The organism is Methylobacterium soli, from assembly GCF_008806385.1.
Lineage (GTDB): Bacteria > Pseudomonadota > Alphaproteobacteria > Rhizobiales > Beijerinckiaceae > Methylobacterium > Methylobacterium soli.
Genome location: NZ_VZZK01000014.1, coordinates 132648 through 147210, shown reverse-complemented (window position 1 = coordinate 147210; position 14563 = coordinate 132648). Strand labels below are relative to the sequence as shown.

General features: G+C 67.1%; 17 protein-coding genes. 5 read left to right on the top strand and 12 right to left on the bottom strand.

All coding sequences use genetic code 11. The annotated features are described in order from the left end of the window. From F6X53_RS15315 to kdoO, 4 genes are all read right to left on the bottom strand, one after another. The coding region (locus F6X53_RS15315) for a leucine zipper domain-containing protein (protein WP_151001061.1) at positions 1-241 on the bottom strand (241 nt) is incomplete at its 3' end. 722 nt (positions 242-963) lie between these two features. Next, positions 964-1887, bottom strand: a complete 924-nt coding sequence (hemC, locus tag F6X53_RS15310) for a hydroxymethylbilane synthase (protein ID WP_151001060.1) — start codon at positions 1885-1887, stop codon at positions 964-966. A 136-nt stretch (positions 1888-2023) separates the two neighbouring features. Then, positions 2024-2323, bottom strand: coding sequence for an antibiotic biosynthesis monooxygenase family protein (locus F6X53_RS15305; RefSeq protein WP_151001059.1), 300 nt, complete (start codon positions 2321-2323; stop codon positions 2024-2026). Between the two features lie 19 nt (positions 2324-2342). Beyond that, on the bottom strand, positions 2343-3209 hold the full coding sequence (gene kdoO, locus F6X53_RS15300; protein ID WP_151001058.1) for a Kdo hydroxylase KdoO: 867 nt from the start codon (positions 3207-3209) through the stop codon (positions 2343-2345). Between the two features lie 249 nt (positions 3210-3458). Between kdoO and F6X53_RS15295 the strand changes: the two genes are divergently transcribed. Together F6X53_RS15295 and F6X53_RS15290 are read left to right on the top strand one after the other, a co-directional pair. Further along, on the top strand, positions 3459-3911 hold the full coding sequence (locus tag F6X53_RS15295; RefSeq protein WP_151001080.1) for an RNA polymerase subunit sigma-70: 453 nt from the start codon (positions 3459-3461) through the stop codon (positions 3909-3911). A 67-nt stretch (positions 3912-3978) separates the two neighbouring features. Next, positions 3979-4275 (top strand): hypothetical protein, encoded by a 297-nt coding sequence (locus F6X53_RS15290; protein ID WP_151001057.1) that lies wholly within the window; start codon positions 3979-3981, stop codon positions 4273-4275. 62 nt (positions 4276-4337) lie between these two features. Here the strand turns inward: F6X53_RS15290 and F6X53_RS15285 are convergent, their stop codons facing one another. Then, positions 4338-4811, bottom strand: a complete 474-nt coding sequence (locus F6X53_RS15285) for an Hsp20 family protein (protein ID WP_151001056.1) — start codon at positions 4809-4811, stop codon at positions 4338-4340. Between the two features lie 180 nt (positions 4812-4991). On the opposite strand from F6X53_RS15285, the gene F6X53_RS15280 reads away from it, so the two are divergent. Then, the gene (locus F6X53_RS15280) at positions 4992-5984 is read left to right on the top strand and encodes an alpha/beta fold hydrolase (RefSeq protein ID WP_151001055.1); all 993 of its coding nucleotides are present in this window, start codon (positions 4992-4994) and stop codon (positions 5982-5984) included. A 7-nt stretch (positions 5985-5991) separates the two neighbouring features. Here F6X53_RS15280 and F6X53_RS15275 read toward each other — a convergent pair whose 3' ends face one another. The 4 genes from F6X53_RS15275 to F6X53_RS15260 form a co-directional block, all read right to left on the bottom strand. Further along, positions 5992-6516, bottom strand: a complete 525-nt coding sequence (locus F6X53_RS15275; RefSeq protein WP_151001054.1) for a SixA phosphatase family protein — start codon at positions 6514-6516, stop codon at positions 5992-5994. Between the two features lie 136 nt (positions 6517-6652). Beyond that, positions 6653-7504, bottom strand: a complete 852-nt coding sequence (locus F6X53_RS15270) for an AAA family ATPase (RefSeq protein ID WP_151001053.1) — start codon at positions 7502-7504, stop codon at positions 6653-6655. A 78-nt stretch (positions 7505-7582) separates the two neighbouring features. After that, positions 7583-8230, bottom strand: coding sequence for a hypothetical protein (locus F6X53_RS15265; RefSeq protein ID WP_151001052.1), 648 nt, complete (start codon positions 8228-8230; stop codon positions 7583-7585). Continuing rightward, a complete protein-coding gene (locus F6X53_RS15260; protein ID WP_151001051.1) occupies positions 8227-9429 on the bottom strand; it encodes an ATPase in 1203 nt (400 codons plus the stop codon). The genes F6X53_RS15265 and F6X53_RS15260 overlap by 4 nt, the downstream gene beginning before the upstream one ends. A gap of 305 nt (positions 9430-9734) precedes the next feature. Between F6X53_RS15260 and F6X53_RS15255 the strand changes: the two genes are divergently transcribed. Beyond that, positions 9735-11576 (top strand): cation:proton antiporter domain-containing protein, encoded by a 1842-nt coding sequence (locus F6X53_RS15255; RefSeq protein ID WP_151001050.1) that lies wholly within the window; start codon positions 9735-9737, stop codon positions 11574-11576. 7 nt (positions 11577-11583) lie between these two features. On the opposite strand, the gene F6X53_RS15250 is transcribed toward F6X53_RS15255, so the two are convergent. Continuing rightward, positions 11584-12015: a hypothetical protein gene (locus F6X53_RS15250; RefSeq protein ID WP_151001049.1), complete on the bottom strand. Its 432-nt coding sequence runs from the start codon at positions 12013-12015 to the stop codon at positions 11584-11586. 308 nt (positions 12016-12323) lie between these two features. Between F6X53_RS15250 and F6X53_RS15245 the strand changes: the two genes are divergently transcribed. Next, a complete protein-coding gene (locus F6X53_RS15245; protein ID WP_151001079.1) occupies positions 12324-13499 on the top strand; it encodes a vWA domain-containing protein in 1176 nt (391 codons plus the stop codon). 3 nt (positions 13500-13502) lie between these two features. Here F6X53_RS15245 and F6X53_RS15240 read toward each other — a convergent pair whose 3' ends face one another. After that, a complete protein-coding gene (locus F6X53_RS15240; protein WP_151001048.1) occupies positions 13503-13823 on the bottom strand; it encodes a 2Fe-2S iron-sulfur cluster-binding protein in 321 nt (106 codons plus the stop codon). Between the two features lie 201 nt (positions 13824-14024). Beyond that, positions 14025-14345 carry an Hpt domain-containing protein gene (locus tag F6X53_RS15235; RefSeq protein WP_151001047.1) on the bottom strand — a complete coding sequence of 107 codons (321 nt, stop codon included), beginning with the start codon at positions 14343-14345 and terminating at the stop codon, positions 14025-14027. Positions 14346-14563 lie beyond the last annotated feature (218 nt).

Here is a 14563-nt window from a genome sequence, read left to right as displayed (position 1 = left end):
AGCGTACGATCGCCGCCTGTGTCGCGGCCGGGGTCGGCCGATGCAGGCTGTGAGGCCGCGAGGAGCAGTCCTGCAGCCCGGCGACCCCTTCGGCCTCGAAGCGGGCCATCCACTTGCGCACCGTCTTGGCGCACACCCCCATCGTCGCGGCCACCACCTTCGGCGCGAGACCACTCCGGACCAGCCGCACCACTCGCTCTCGACCCGAGGGCGTCAAACGCGCATTCTGATGGATGTTCATCCGGTCTCTCCGGGATCGTTGAAGCCTCGCAACTCCAGCGTCCTCGGTTCAGACCGGATGGACAACCTCCTGAAAGCTCACACCTAGAGCCGCGCCCGATCGCGTTGCAACGGGCTGGAAAATAGGCAGCCCCGGTCCGGTTCGGCGCGACGGACCCCCTCTCCCGTGCGGGAGAGGGTTGGGGTGAGGGATGCGCGCTCTCCGGAGAGGTCGCACCCCTCACCCGGTCGGCTCGCGCCGACTCGACCTCTCCCGGACGGGAGAGGTGAAGCACAGCGTCATTCCAGGGCTCCGTCTCGCGGTCTCGGGATGACGGCGCGGGCAGCGCGACCGGCCCCCTCTCCCGTGCGAGAGAGGGTTGGGGTGAGGGATGAGCGCCTTCAGGATGGAGCATGCGGTCGTATCGCCGACCGGGCGCCGATCGGGCGCACCTCGTTCTGAAAGGTCTCGACCCTCACCCCGTCCCTCTCCCGCACGGGAGAGGGGATCCGCGCCCGCTTCGGCACGGGCGCGGCCGACGGTCCCGTCGCAACGCGATCGGGAACAGCTCTAGCTGGCACCTCGAATCGCCAGTCAACTAGCAAGGCGGCGTGCCGAGCCGAAGGAGTGGTCAGGCCAAGCGGATTGAGAACTGACCCGATAAGTCAATCGATCCGCGTCGTCCCCTTTGGACGGGCGCCGGCCTGGCCGCTGGACGCGCCGAAATGGGACGCCTGAAATCCCTATTGGAGGTGGCGCGAGTAGGTGTCCCCGGCGGCGCGCTTCAGCTCGGCGCCCGCCTCGCGCCCGAGGGCGTCCGCGTCGTTCGCCGCGCCGGTGCGGGAGGCCGCCCAATGGGCGCTCCCGTCGGGGAGGAAGAGCAGGCCGTCGAGGCGCAGAATGTCCCCGTCGATCTGCGCCAGGGCGGCGATCGGGGTGCGGCAGGAGCCGTCGAGCTCGGCGAGGAGCGCCCGCTCCGCCCCGATTGCCGTGGTGGTGCGAGCGCAGGCGATCGGCGCCAGCAGGGCGCGGACATCCGCATCCGCCTCGCGGCACTCGATCCCGAGGGCGCCCTGCGCCACCGCCGGCAGCATCTCGTCGACGGACAGAACCGACCTCGCCATGCCCTCGAGGCCGAGGCGCTGGAGGCCCGCCAGAGCCAGCAGGGTGGCGTCGCAGGCGCCCTCTTCGAGCTTGCGCATCCGCGTGTTGGCGTTGCCGCGCAGGGGCACGATGCGCAGGTCGGGCCGGTGCATCAGGACCTGCGCGCCGCGCCGGAGCGAGGAGGTGCCGACGCGGGCCCCCGCCGGCAGATCGGCGAAGCCCTCGGCCTCCCGCGCCAGGAAGGCGTCGCGCGGATCGTCCCGCGCGAGGATGCAGGCGATCACGAGACCTTCCGGCAGCCAGGTCTCGACATCCTTCATCGAGTGGACCGCGACGTCGATCTGGTCGGCGTAGAGCGCCTGCTCCAGTTCCTTGGTGAAGAGGCCCTTGCCGCCGATCTCGGAGAGCGGACGATCGAGGATCTTGTCGGCCACCGTCGTGATGACGACGATCTCGGTCTCGAGGCCTGGGTTGGCGGCGACGATCCGGTCGCGAACCATGCCGGTCTGCGCGAGGGCCATCGGGCTGCCGCGGGTTCCGATGCGGAGGGGGCGCTGGATCATGGGCGGCGGTGGCATCCTGCGGGCTATCGATCCGTCCTAGCGGCTCGCCGCGCCCCTGTCACTTGAGGCGGCAGCGACGCCGCGGCCCATCCCCCGCGCGTTCACGGGGCCGGGCCGGGCGCCCGCGCGCGAGGGCTCAGAAGGCCTTCAGGGTCAGCTCCGTGTGCTCGACGCTCGGCGGCCCCTCGAAAAAGGGCGAGACCCTGGCGCGGTAGGCCTGCCAGGCCTCGGAGCCGGTGAAATCCCGGGTATGGGCTTCCAGCGTCTCCCACTCGATCAGCAGGCGGTAGCGCTGCGGCTTCTCGACGGAGCGGCGGACCTGGAAGGAATGGCAGCCCTTCGCGGCCTGGAAGATCGCCGCCGCCTCCCTGATGCCGGCTTCGAAGTCCGGCTCCGAGCCGGGCTTCACGTCGATCTGTGCGATTTCGAGGATCATGTGGGCGTCCTTTCGGGATCTAACGCAGCGGGCGGCCGAGCTTGGCCGCCAGGATGCGCTGCGGGCTCTTGGCGGCATCGGCCTGGCTCGTCACCGGCAGGTAGGCGGTCTGCTCCAGCATGTACTGGCCGCCCATGGCGCCGTGCATGACGAGGTCGGAGAAGGTGACCCAGGTCTGGCCGGGGGCGAAATGCACGTCGGCCTGGGGTGCGCTCTCCTGATAGGCCATGTCCTGCTTCAACGCGTCGTGCAGGTGCAGCATCAGGTGGTCGTACTCGGAGCGGCGCGCCTTGGTGATGCGCAGGGCCGCCAGGAGCTTCGCCGAGAGCGGCGAGTAGCCCGGCAGGCGGTCGAGGAACTTGTCGGCCATCGAGCCGAAATCCTCGCCCACCCGCCAGTGGCGCGGCTGCCCGTTCGGGTTGATGTTGCGGAACACCCGCAGGATCCGCTTCTCGCCGATCGGGTTCGACGGGAAGGCATCGACATGGAGCCGGGTGTCGTCGCGCCGCCAGCTCAGCTTGCGCCGATCGACGTCGAAGGGGCGGTAGGAGGTGCCGGCCAGCGTGAGCTTGCCCGTATAGGCGGGCAGGTAGCGGTCGATCAGCCCCTGCGCGAAGGCGCGGTAGCGGAGAAGCACCTGGCGCAGGGCCTCCTGCTCCTCCGGCGTGCCCGCCGCCCCCCGAAGCTCGGCGGCCTCGCCCCGGATGTTCACGTTCTTGGCCTTCCCGTCCGCAAAGGGCCGCTCGACGAAGCGCTCCTCGAAGGCGCTGAAGGGAAAATCGAGATCGGGGAACATCAGCACGGCGCCGCCCTCCAGCGCCTCCACCAGGGAGGTCGCGCCGGGCGGAGCGCCCGGGCGGGGAACGGAGACGATCGGGCTGATCATGAGGCGGGATCCTCGGGCCGAGAGGTCGGCGCGCCGGTTTAGCCGAGGGCCTGGGGACCTGCCAAGCGCGGGCCGGCCGGGGGCCGGGGAGCGGCAGCCGGGATTTCGCGGTGGATGAGCCGGGCCGCGGGGTGTCGGAACGCGTCGGCCGGATCCATCATGGGGCTTGCGCCCGGCGCAACCCGCGAGCGTGCGGAATCGTTCATGACTTGTTCCGGGCCCGTCCCCGGGCCGCACGAGGATAACGGCATGGCAACGCTGAAGGAATTCGAGGAGGCCCTGCGCGAGCACGGCATGAACATGGCGCTGGCGCTCCTCGAACGCCTCCGCGAGCGCGACCGCGCCACCCGTACGGTCAAGCCGGCGCGCCGCCTCACCGGCCAGAAGATGACCCCGGAACTTGCCCGCGCTATCCTCGACCTGCACGCCTCCACCGGCATGACCCAGCAGGAGATCGCCTTCAAGGTCGGGGTGAATCAGGGCCGCGTGAATGAAGTCATCAAGCGCGGCAAGTGGTTGAGCGATGATCCGCTAGCCCCCGAGGCGGTCGCGCGCGACAAGGCGCTCGCGCGGATGCGCGGGGATCCGAAGCCCCGCAAGCCCGCCCGCCCTGCCGCGAAGAGCGCGACGAAGCGGGACAAAGGCGCATCGGCGCCGCGCCGCTCCGGTTGCCAGGGCCAGCTCGTCTTCGGCGATCTCTAAAGAGACGCCGGACCCGCTCAGGCAGTGAAGGCGTTGTCCCGTCGAGATTTTTCGATCGGGATTGCCGATGATCCGAGCCGCCCTCGCCCTCACTCTGGCCCTCGTCGCCGTGCCGGCACAGGCCCAGCGCCAGTCCACCACCGACCTGACCTGCCCGCAGGCCCGCGCCATCGTGATCCGCTCCGGCGCCGTCGTCCTCGGCACCGGCGGACCGACCTACGACCGCTTCGTGCGCGATCGAAACTTCTGCGAGGCAACGGAATTCACCCGTGCTGCCTTCGCGCCGACCCGTACCGACCCGCGCTGCTTCATCGGCTACACCTGCTACGAGCCGAGCGCCGATGATTGGTTCAGCGATCGCTGAGCAGGCGAAAACGCCCCGGCCATCGACCGGGGCGTTTCCTGTCAAACCGTATTGGACGGGGCTTACGCCGCCTGCTGGACCAAACCCTCGATCGCGGGCGCATCGGAGACGCGGCCGGAGGCGATCTGGATCTGGCGCGGCTTCTTGGCCTCCGGAATCTCGCGGACGAGATCAATATGGAGGAGACCGTTCTCCAGCACCGCTCCCGTCACCTGGACGTAGTCGGCGAGCTGGAAGCGACGCTCGAAGCTGCGGGCAGCAATCCCCTGATGCAGGAACTCGACGCGCTTTGCCGCATCCGTCTTGCGCTCGCCCTTCAGGGTCAGAGCATTCTCCTTGACCTCGATCGAGAGATCAGCGTCGGTGAAGCCAGCGACCGCGACCGTGATCCGGTAGGCGTTCTCGCCGGTGCGCTCGATATTGTAGGGCGGATAGCTCGGGACGGTGTCGGCGCTCACGAACTGGTCGAGGGCCGAGAACAGGCGATCGAAGCCGACGGTGGAACGGTAGAGAGGAGCAAGATCGAACTGACGCATGACATATCCTCCGCAAGAAGCAACATGCTATACTAGGATGCCCGCCTGAAGGCCGGGCTGGTTTCGTGCCACCTGATGGCCGGCACGGACTGGATATCGGTGCCGTTCGGCGGTGCTGCAAGACCACCTATGCTGCCGAATCCACGAATTTTTTGATTCCTTCCCGAGCCCAACTTGCCGATGCTGACGCTGCGCTCCACACCGGATAATCCCGTGCCACCTGGCGGGGTCCTCATGCCGGTCCGGACTTCCGATGGCTGCGACCTGCGAGCGGCGCATTGGCGACCGACGACGCGAACCATCAAGGGCACCGTCTGCCTGTTGCAGGGCCGCGCCGAGTTCATCGAGAAGCACTACGAGACCATTGCAGACCTGCGGAAGCGCGGCTTCTGCGTGGTCGCTTTCGACTGGCGCGGCCAGGGCGAGTCGGCACGTCAGGTCGATGATCCGCACAAGGGCCACGTCGCCCGCTTCGACGATTACCGCCTCGACCTGAAGGCGATCGAGGACGCAATCCTGCTGCCGTCGATGCCGAAGCCGCACCTCTGCCTCGCGCATTCCATGGGAGGCTGCATCGCCTTCACGGGGGCGCTCGAAGGTTGGTTGCCCTTCGACCGGCTCGTCACGGTAGCGCCGATGCTGTCGATCCGCATGGTGAAGTGGCCGGCGGCTATCTCGATGATGTCACGGATCCTGCACCGACTGGGGCTTGGCAGCCGCTACGTACCCTTCGGCAGCCCCGTCTCCATCGCGACGAAGCCCTTCATGGGCAATCGGTTGTCGCGTGATCCGGCGCGTTATGCCCGCAATGCCGCGGCAGCCAGTGCGGTCGGTGCCGGTGCGGTCGGGGATCCCACGGTCGCCTGGCTCGCCGGCGCTTTCCGCGCGATGGCGCGCCTGCGCGACCCGCGGGTACCTCCCCGGATCGCCCTGCCGATCCTCATCGTCGGGGCTGGGTCGGATCCGGTCTGCGGCACGTCCACGAGCGAGCGGTTCGCGGCGCGTCTGCGCGCCGGCCACATCCTCGTGCTGGCCGATTCCCGGCACGAGATCCTCTCCGAGCGCGATGTGATCCGCGAGGATTTCTGGGCTGCTTTCGACGCTTTCATGCCCGGCAGCCCGATATTGGAACAGCCGGCGGACGGGCAGCTGGATTCTCTCATGGCGTTTTGAAGCCGGCCTAATCCTGAGCGTCGGCAGCAAGATCCTTGGGCGTGACGAAGCGTTCAAGGCGCCCGCTGCCCCAGCCAATTTCTGACCAAGCTTCAGCCTCGAAATCGATCACCGTCAGGGCGGCCGTCGGGAAACGGGTGCGCAACCGGGCTCCGGCCTCGCGCGATCCGGCTCGGGCCAGTCGTACGGCGAAGTCCTGGATTCCGGGATTGTGACCGATCAGAAGGAGTGTCGTCGCACTTTTCGGGGCGTCGCGGACGGCGTGAAGCAACGCGGAGGCCGGAGCCTCGTAGATTGCGTCGACGCGCTCCTCAGGAATGTCGCCGAGTGCGTCCTTGGCGAGGCTCCAGGTTTCCTCCGTCCGCTTCGCGGGTGACAGGAGGACGCGTTGCGGCACCAAGCCTTCCTGCGCCAGGTAGGCGCCGATCCGCGGCACGGTCTTCCGCCCTCGCGCATTCAGGGGCCGTTCCAGGTCAGCAACGCCCGCCGGTCGGTCGGACTTCGCGTGCCGCAGCAGGATCAGGCGGAGCATGGCATGCCTTAGCTCGATCTCGTGATGAAGTGCGGAACATCGAGGCCTTTCGAAGTCAGGCCTCGATCAGCCACCAAACCCGATGGCGTCACGGCGCATTGCCGCCCCGAGAACCGGCGATCTGCCAACGCTCGGATCAACCGCCGCGGCTCTCGCTCCGCATCATGAATGCAAGCTTCTCGAAGAGGCTCACATCCTGTTCGTTCTTGAGAAGGGCTCCGTGCAGCGGAGGGATCAACTTGCGGGCATCCCGCTCGCGCAACGTGTCCAGTCCGATCTCTTCCGACACGAGGAGCTTGAGCCAATCGAGGAGCTCGGAAGTGGAGGGCTTCTTCTTGAGGCCGGGCGTCTCGCGGACTTCCAGAAAGATCCGCAGCGCCTCCTCGACGAGGCGATGCTTGATGCCCGGATAGTGCACGTCCACGATCGCCTTCAGCGTCGCGGCGTCCGGGAACTTAATGTAGTGAAAGAAGCAGCGGCGCAGGAAGGCATCCGGCAGCTCCTTCTCGTTGTTCGAGGTGATGATGACCACCGGGCGCCGCTCGGCCCGCACGGTCTCGCCTGTTTCGTAGACGTGGAACTCCATCCGGTCGAGTTCGGTCAGGAGGTCGTTTGGAAACTCGATATCGGCCTTGTCGATCTCGTCGATGAGGAGCACGGGCCGCTCGGGGGCCGTGAACGCCTCCCACAGCTTGCCCCGCCGGAGATAATTCCGGATCTCCGAGACGCGCGGATCGCCGAGCTGCGAGTCGCGCAGTCGGGAAACGGCATCGTACTCGTAGAGCCCCTGCTGAGCCTTGGTGGTCGACTTGACGTTCCAGGTCAGCAGCGGGGCGCCCAGGCCTCTGGCGATCTCCTCGGCCAGAACGGTCTTTCCGGTTCCCGGCTCGCCCTTCACCAGCAAGGGCCGTTCGAGCACGATTGCCGCGTTGACCGCAACCGTCAGGTCGGGCGTCGCGACGTATGAGTCGGTTCCGTTAAAGCGCATCGGCGTCTCGGATTGATCTGTCGAGCCGCCGGGTTACGCGGCGCCGGCTCTGCCCGCAAGCGCGGAGCCGCAGCGCGGTCAGAGCGACTTGCCGTCGAACCAGACGCAGTTCGAGGCCAGGATCGCGAGGTTCACGTCGGATTTGACCGGTTGTGGCAGCACCTTGCCGTCCATGGCGAGGTCGATCTTGATCTCGACCTGACCTTTCGGCTCGTTCGAGCGTCGCGAGAAGTAGCAATATTGCTGGAAGGGCTTGTCCTCGTTCGCCCGGAAATTCCAGCCCGAGACGATCTGCCCGTCCATGTAGGGAACTTGCTTGAAGACCGTGAAGGTGGTGTTCACCGGCGCCTTCGAGGCCGGGGCCGCATCCTGCCCGAGTTGCGCCTGAGTCGGGGTCGGCACGCCGTTGCCCTTCGGCGCTCCCTCCAGCTTCAGGGTGTTGTCGGTCAGCGTGACCTCGCCCTTCGTCTTCAGCGTCACGTCGGAGAGAGCGGCCTGCATCGCGCTCGCGATGCGCTCGGCCGCGGATTCATACTGAGACATGTAGGCGTAGCCGTAAGACGCTGCCCCGACGCCGATCCCGGCGAGCGCCGCGAAGGCCCCGGCGCCGATGGCCCGAAACAGGAATGCGCGCGCTGCGATGATCCGCGACTCGGCACGCAAACGGCCATTGACGTGCTGGGCGAGGGCGACGTTCTCGGGCGAGCCCGGGGCAAGGTAGCTCATGCGCCCGCTCCCACGCCGCCCGCAGCATTCTGGTTCGGTGCCGCGACCGCCCGGCGCTCGAGGGGAATTGCCGCGCCGGAGGCCACGGCATCCCGGACGGATTTCTGCAGCGACGTGTTCACCTCACGCACGATCCCCTCGGCGAAGGGGGCGAGCATGTAGGTCGAGGCTTCGGGATTTACCGCAGCCCCGAACTCGTCCTCGTCCATGAACGTCTTGCGCACGGAGACGGCGCAGAGCGCCAGGATCGTCGAGGCAAAGGCGGCGCAGAGGGCGGGCACGAACACGAAGATGCGCAGGAACGCGTGGACCTGCGCGTCGGTGACGTCGATGGGGTCGACGCCGTAGACCATCGCGGTGAAGGAGTGGAGCTGCGAGCGGTTCACCGCCTGCCGGTATTTCTGCTCGGCATCGGCGACGCGGCGATCGGTGGCGCCGCGGTCCAGGCCCGCGCGCGCCGTGCGGGCCTCTTCGAGCAGCTTCGTGACGCCGTTGCGGTCGGCCGAGGCCTTGCTGACGCTCGCCGCGATGGTGGCCGTACGCGGGTCGGTGACGCATTTCAGGTTCTGGTAGCGCACGCCCTTGCTGTTCGTCCCATAGACGCGCTCGCAGCGCTGGGCAGGAAGTCCGGCGAGTTGCGCAGCGTTCTCGGCCGAGCGCTTCTCGATCTGATCGAGTTCCGTCGTATATTGCGCGACGCGGGCATCAGCTGCCGCGATCCGCGTATCGAGGCTCGAGCGGTCGGCCTGCGCGTCCTTGAGCGCCGTCTTGGTCTTGGCGGCCTCCATCAGGCGCGGATGGAACATCATCTCTCCGAGCTGCGACACAGACTTGGTTGTCACGCCCGCCGCGAAGATGATGCCCAGGACGGCGAGGCCCCTGACGAGGTACGAGCGCTGCGTCCGGGCCAGGATCCCCAGCGGCACGCGGCAGAGCTCGACTGCGGCGTAAACCAGAGGGGCGAGCAGCATGAAGTAGAAACTTTGACTGTCGCCATCGCTGTAGACGCCGGCAAACAGCCAGGCGCCGGCCAGCGAGGCACCGATCACCATCGCCTCGACCAGGTAGGCGATGCCGACATAGCCCCACTTGATGCGATATCCCTTCTCGACGTGGCGATCGTGCGTCCACTTGTCGGATTCGAGGATCCAGGCGCGGCGCTCGCGCTGGACCTCTCGGCTCGGGGGCGTGTTTCGCATGGGGCTCTCGGGTTCCGTTACGCCACGAAGCGCTCAGCCTAACACTTCGTTAATGGTCGCGCTTATGCGGGCATTGTGCCGATTTTGCGCCGCGTCACGGCTGTCCACGGCAAACGGTGCGGTGGAGATCAGAATATGGCCCGGTGTTGCCCGTGCAGCCCTTCACGGAGGAATCGGCGCCGAGAGGGATCTGCAATCGCGCGTTTCCGGTTGCTCGTGCAAGCCCGGGACTACATGATCACGGCCTCGGTCCTGCTCGCGGGCTGTCAACGGTCACCCGCCAGGAAGGCTTAGAGCGCCCGCCGATGCCAGAGGTCCACGCCGGCTCCTACAAGGAAGCCATTCTCTTCCTCGTGACGGCGGGGATCGTGGTGCCGCTGTTCCACCGCCTGCGGATCAGTCCCGTGCTGGGATTCATCGGCGCCGGCGCGTTGCTCGGCCCTTTCGGCCTCGGCCGCCTCGCCGACACGCATCACTGGGTCGCGCTCTTCACGATTGCGAACCGCACGGAGATTTCCCACCTCGCCGAGTTCGGGGTGATCTTCCTGATGTTCATGATCGGGGTGGAATTGTCCTGGGAGCGGCTGCGGACACTCCGGCGCCTCGTCTTCGGCTTCGGCTCGATCCAGGTACTGGCCTCAGCCCTCGTGCTCGGAACGATCCTTTATGGATTGCGCGTTCCGCTGGCCGCCTCCATCATCGTGGGGCTCGCTCTGGCCCTCTCCTCGACCGCCGTCGTGTTGCCGGTGCTCGCCGAGCAGAAGCGTCTGAACACGCCGGCGGGCCGCGTCAGTTTCGCCGTCCTCCTGTTTCAGGATCTCGCCGTCGCGCCGATCCTGTTCGCGATCGCGGTCCTCGGTCGGTCCGACGGCGCCAATGCCGGTGCGGCGCTCGCGCTGGCGCTCGGTCAAGCGGCGGTCGCCCTCGTTCTGATCGTGGTGGCGGGCCGCCTCGCCCTCCGCCCCCTGTTCCAGCTCGTTGCCCGGACGAAGTCTCCGGAATTGTTCATGGCGGCCTGCCTGCTGGTGATCGTCGCGACGGCCCTTACGGCGGCCGCGAGCGGGCTCTCGATGACGCTCGGCGCCTTCGTGGCGGGCCTCCTGCTCGCAGAGACGGAGTATCGCCGCGCCATCGAGGCGACGATCGATCCCTTCAAAGGCCTGCTTCTCGGCGTGTTTTTCGTGTCCGTCGGAATGAATCTCGACCCGGCCCAACTCGTGGCGACACCGGGGACCATCCTGGGACTGGCCCTGGCGCTCCTCGTCATCAAGGCCACGATGGTGCTCCTGGCGGCCCCCGTGATGAAGATCACCCGGCCTGTGGCCCTCGAGGCCGCGCTCCTGCTGGGACCCGGGGGCGAGTTCGCGTTCGTTCTGATCGGCGGCGCCGTGGCCACCGGCCTCGTCCCGGAACCGGTCGGTGGTGCCGCCCTCATCGTCACCACCGTGACAATGGTCGCGATACCGGGCCTGGCTGTCCTGGGGCGCCGGGCCGGGCGACGCATCTCGAACGCCCATCTCGGGCGCGCGCGCGCCGAACCCCCGCCGGACAAGCAGCAGAACCGGGTCATCATCGCGGGATATGGTCGGGTCGGGCGGCTCGTCGGCGAGATGCTGGCTCGCCACAAGATCCCATACCTCGCCCTCGATTCGGATGCGGCGCGCGTCGCCGAACAGCGGCGCCTTGGGAACCCGGTCTATTTTGGCGATTCGGCCAATGCGGAGCTGTTGCGGCGCTGTGATATTGCCACCGCACGCGCGCTCGTCGTCACCCTCGATAATCCGAGGGCCGTCGAGGCGGTGGTCGAGGCGGCCCGCGCGGAGCGGCGCGATCTCACGATCGTGGCCCGGGCGCGCGACGCGCGCCACGCGACGGCCCTCTACGAACTTGGGGTCGACGATGCCGTGCCGGAGACGATTGAGGCATCCCTTCAGCTTTCCGAGGCGGTTCTCGTCGATGTCGGCGTGCCGATGGGCCTGGTCATCGCTTCGATCCACGAGCGGCGCGACGAGTATCGGACCATGCTCAAGAGCAAGGAGGCTGAGGCTCGGCCAGCCTTCCATGCCCGGCGAACCGTCGGGAAGGGCCTGGAGTCGCGCGATCCGGCCGTGAAGGACGAGGCCGCCCCTGTCAGCAAGCGCGCGTGACGCGGCGTCAGGGTGTGGGCGTCACGCCCTCGTGAGCTTCATCTTGGGGGCGACGGCGCGAGGATGCGCCGCGGCGGGCAGCCTTCCGCTCGGCGGGCTCCCACCCCTCCGCGTAGCGGCAGCGGTAGACGATCTCGTCCGGCGGCCCGAGGGACGTGTCCAGCGGAACCGCGACCGTGTCCCCGGAGAAGCGCCAGCGGCGCACACCCTTGTCCCAGTAGAGCCAAACCGTCGTGGGATGCCCTTTGACGGAGAACACCGCGGCCTTCCGCGACAGCGCCTGAACGGTGCGCGGCTCGTACATGCCTTTGGCGCGGTAAGCTTCCTGGCCCGCCAACGATTGACGGTCCATGAACGTGTTCTGGACGATCTGAATCGTCGCTCCCGGCGTTGCCAGAAATCGCTTGAAGTCGCTCAACGAGCGCAGGACCACGGCCATCAGGTGCCTCCCTGACCTCGGTTGGAGAACGTCTATTCAGACCCTTCAAGCTTTTGCGCTCGCCCTTCTTGTTTTCGATGACAGAACAACCTTGTGTAGGAGGGCATCTCGAGGCGCTATCAACAGATCATGACTCTTATGCACAGATATCCCGAGCTCGCCGCGTCGGGGTAAAGCCAAGCTCGCCCGAATTGTGAACAGGCCGGCAAACCCTGTCGGTCTGCTGGCGAGGAGCGGCCATGCGCCGCCCCGCTCTTGAGAGTGCCGCACCGCTTGACGTCGCAGCTGGCATCGCGCGTTGTCCCGCCATGCTGCTGCAATTCTTCACCGCGCTCCGCGACGCCAAGGTCCCCGTCACGCTCCGCGAGTACCTCACTTTGCTCGGCGCGCTTGACCGCGACTTGGCGGAAAAGCGCATCGAGGATTTCTACCTGTTGGCCCGCACCGTTCTGGTGAAGGACGAGCGCAATCTCGATCGCTTCGACCGGGTGTTCGGTTCGGTCTTCAAGGGCGAGGTCTCCTTGAGCGAGGCCGTCGAGCCCGCCGCCATCCCGGAAGAATGGCTGCGCAAGCTCGCGGACCGGTACCTCACCGAGGCGGAGAAGGCCGAGCTCAAGGCTCTCGGTTGGGACAAGCTGTTCGAGACGCTGAAGCAGCGCCTCGCGGAACAGAAGGAGCGCCATCAGGGCGGTTCAAAATGGATCGGCACGGGGGGAACCTCGCCGTTCGGCGCGTATGGCTACAATCCCGAGGGCATCCGCATCGGTCAGGATGGCAACCGCAACTTCCGGGCCGTGAAGGTTTGGGACAAGCGCGAGTTCCGGGATCTCGATGACGGGGCCGAACTCGGGACCCGCACCATGCGCCTCGCGTTGCGGCGTCTGCGCCGCTTTGCCCGGACGGGTGCGGCCGAGGAACTGGATCTTGAGGGAACGATCCGGGAAAGCGCCCGCCAGGGCTATCTCGACGTGAAGCTGCGGCCGGAGCGCCGCAACGCCGTCAAAGTTCTTCTATTTCTCGATGTCGGCGGCTCGATGGATTGGCACATCGCGCTGGCCGAGGAGCTGTTTTCAGCTGCACGCTCGGAGTTCAAGCATTTCGCGCATTTCTACTTCCACAATTGCACCTACGAATCCGTCTGGACCGAAAACCGGAGGCGCCACGATGAGCGCATCTCTCTCATCGATGTGATCCGGACCTATTCGTCGGACTACCGCATCGTCTTCGTCGGCGACGCGTCGATGAGCCCTTACGAGATCGCAGCGCCGGGCGGTTCGGTGGAGCATTGGAACGAGGAGGCGGGCGCCGTCTGGCTGCAGCGGGTGCTCGACCATTTCCCGAAGGCGGTCTGGCTGAACCCGGTTCAGCGTGAGCATTGGGCCTACACGCAATCGATCGGCATGGTGCGGCAGATCTTCGAGGAGCGCATGTTTCCCCTCACCCTCGACGGTTTGGACGAAGCGATGCGAGCCCTCGTGCGTTGAGCCTCAACCCTGCCGCGCCGGCGTCGTCACGGTGAGGCCTTCGAGTTCCGGCGTGATCCGAATCTGGCAGCAAAGCCTCGAACTCGTGCGCACGTCCGTCGCGAAATCGAGCATGTCCTGCTCCATGTCGACCGCCGGTCCGACCGCCTCTGTCCAGGCGTCGTCGATATAGACGTGGCAGGTCGCACAGGCGCACGCCCCACCACACTCCGCGTCGATCCCCGGAACGTTGTTGCGCAGCGCCGTCTCCATCACGGTGGCACCGACCGCGCCCTCGACCGTTCTGGCCGTGCCGGCATGGTCGATGTAGGTGATCTTCGGCATCGCTGGCTCCGGGCTCGTACAACGGGTTGGATCAGTTGCGCGGCGCGCGCTTGATTGGAGGGGCTGGCTGAGGATTGCAAGCGCCATGGTGTCCCGGGCTCAGATTCCTGGCCTTACGCGGCAGCACTCTGCCTGTTCCATCAGGGGCGCACCCGACCTGTTTTGCCGCAGGTGCCGGGAGCCCGAGCGGGCCGTTTGACGCTAAGCTGAGACGATCTCGTCGATGGCGGCGGAGACGCACTCTTCCAGACCGCCGATCGAACGCGTCGCCGGGTCTCCGCGCCGCAGCGCATCCTCGACGAGGCCGCTCGCGCGCGCCACCGCGACGGCGCCGACGCCGAGCGCGCTCCCCTTGAGGGTATGAGCGAGGTCCGCGCGGGCGCGGGCATCGCCCGCCGCATCGACGATCCGGGGCAGGAGCTCCCGACATTGCCGCGCGAACAATCCGAGGACCTCCTGCGCGAGTTCGCCGTCGCCACCGGTCTGAGCAGCAAGGTGCGCGCGGTCGATCGCCGGGTTCACTCGTGCGATTCCTCTCAGCCCAGTGCCATCCACAGCCACGGCGCGCCGGGTTCGCAACCGTTTAAACCTTGCGCCGTCATGAGATACAGCGGCGGAAAGCGCCAGGCCCGTGGCTTGGTAACCATTCCGTTAAGGTTTTTTGGGCGCGCTCCGCTGCTCGGGTATCCCGGGCTGACGGCGAGGTCTAAACTTCCTTGGTAAACGGCAATTTCCGTCTC

Coding starts and splice junctions, on each gene's coding strand:
- hemC (WP_151001060.1), bottom strand. CDS start 1,887: ATGATCCAGCGCCCCCTCCGCATCGGAACCCGCGGCAGCCCGATGGCC.
- F6X53_RS15305 (WP_151001059.1), bottom strand. CDS start 2,323: ATGATCCTCGAAATCGCACAGATCGACGTGAAGCCCGGCTCGGAGCCG.
- kdoO (WP_151001058.1), bottom strand. CDS start 3,209: ATGATCAGCCCGATCGTCTCCGTTCCCCGCCCGGGCGCTCCGCCCGGC.
- F6X53_RS15295 (WP_151001080.1), top strand. CDS start 3,459: ATGGCAACGCTGAAGGAATTCGAGGAGGCCCTGCGCGAGCACGGCATG.
- F6X53_RS15290 (WP_151001057.1), top strand. CDS start 3,979: ATGATCCGAGCCGCCCTCGCCCTCACTCTGGCCCTCGTCGCCGTGCCG.
- F6X53_RS15285 (WP_151001056.1), bottom strand. CDS start 4,811: ATGCGTCAGTTCGATCTTGCTCCTCTCTACCGTTCCACCGTCGGCTTC.
- F6X53_RS15280 (WP_151001055.1), top strand. CDS start 4,992: ATGCTGACGCTGCGCTCCACACCGGATAATCCCGTGCCACCTGGCGGG.
- F6X53_RS15275 (WP_151001054.1), bottom strand. CDS start 6,516: ATGCTCCGCCTGATCCTGCTGCGGCACGCGAAGTCCGACCGACCGGCG.
- F6X53_RS15270 (WP_151001053.1), bottom strand. CDS start 7,504: ATGCGCTTTAACGGAACCGACTCATACGTCGCGACGCCCGACCTGACG.
- F6X53_RS15265 (WP_151001052.1), bottom strand. CDS start 8,230: ATGAGCTACCTTGCCCCGGGCTCGCCCGAGAACGTCGCCCTCGCCCAG.
- F6X53_RS15260 (WP_151001051.1), bottom strand. CDS start 9,429: ATGCGAAACACGCCCCCGAGCCGAGAGGTCCAGCGCGAGCGCCGCGCC.
- F6X53_RS15255 (WP_151001050.1), top strand. CDS start 9,735: ATGCCAGAGGTCCACGCCGGCTCCTACAAGGAAGCCATTCTCTTCCTC.
- F6X53_RS15250 (WP_151001049.1), bottom strand. CDS start 12,015: ATGGCCGTGGTCCTGCGCTCGTTGAGCGACTTCAAGCGATTTCTGGCA.
- F6X53_RS15245 (WP_151001079.1), top strand. CDS start 12,324: ATGCTGCTGCAATTCTTCACCGCGCTCCGCGACGCCAAGGTCCCCGTC.
- F6X53_RS15240 (WP_151001048.1), bottom strand. CDS start 13,823: ATGCCGAAGATCACCTACATCGACCATGCCGGCACGGCCAGAACGGTC.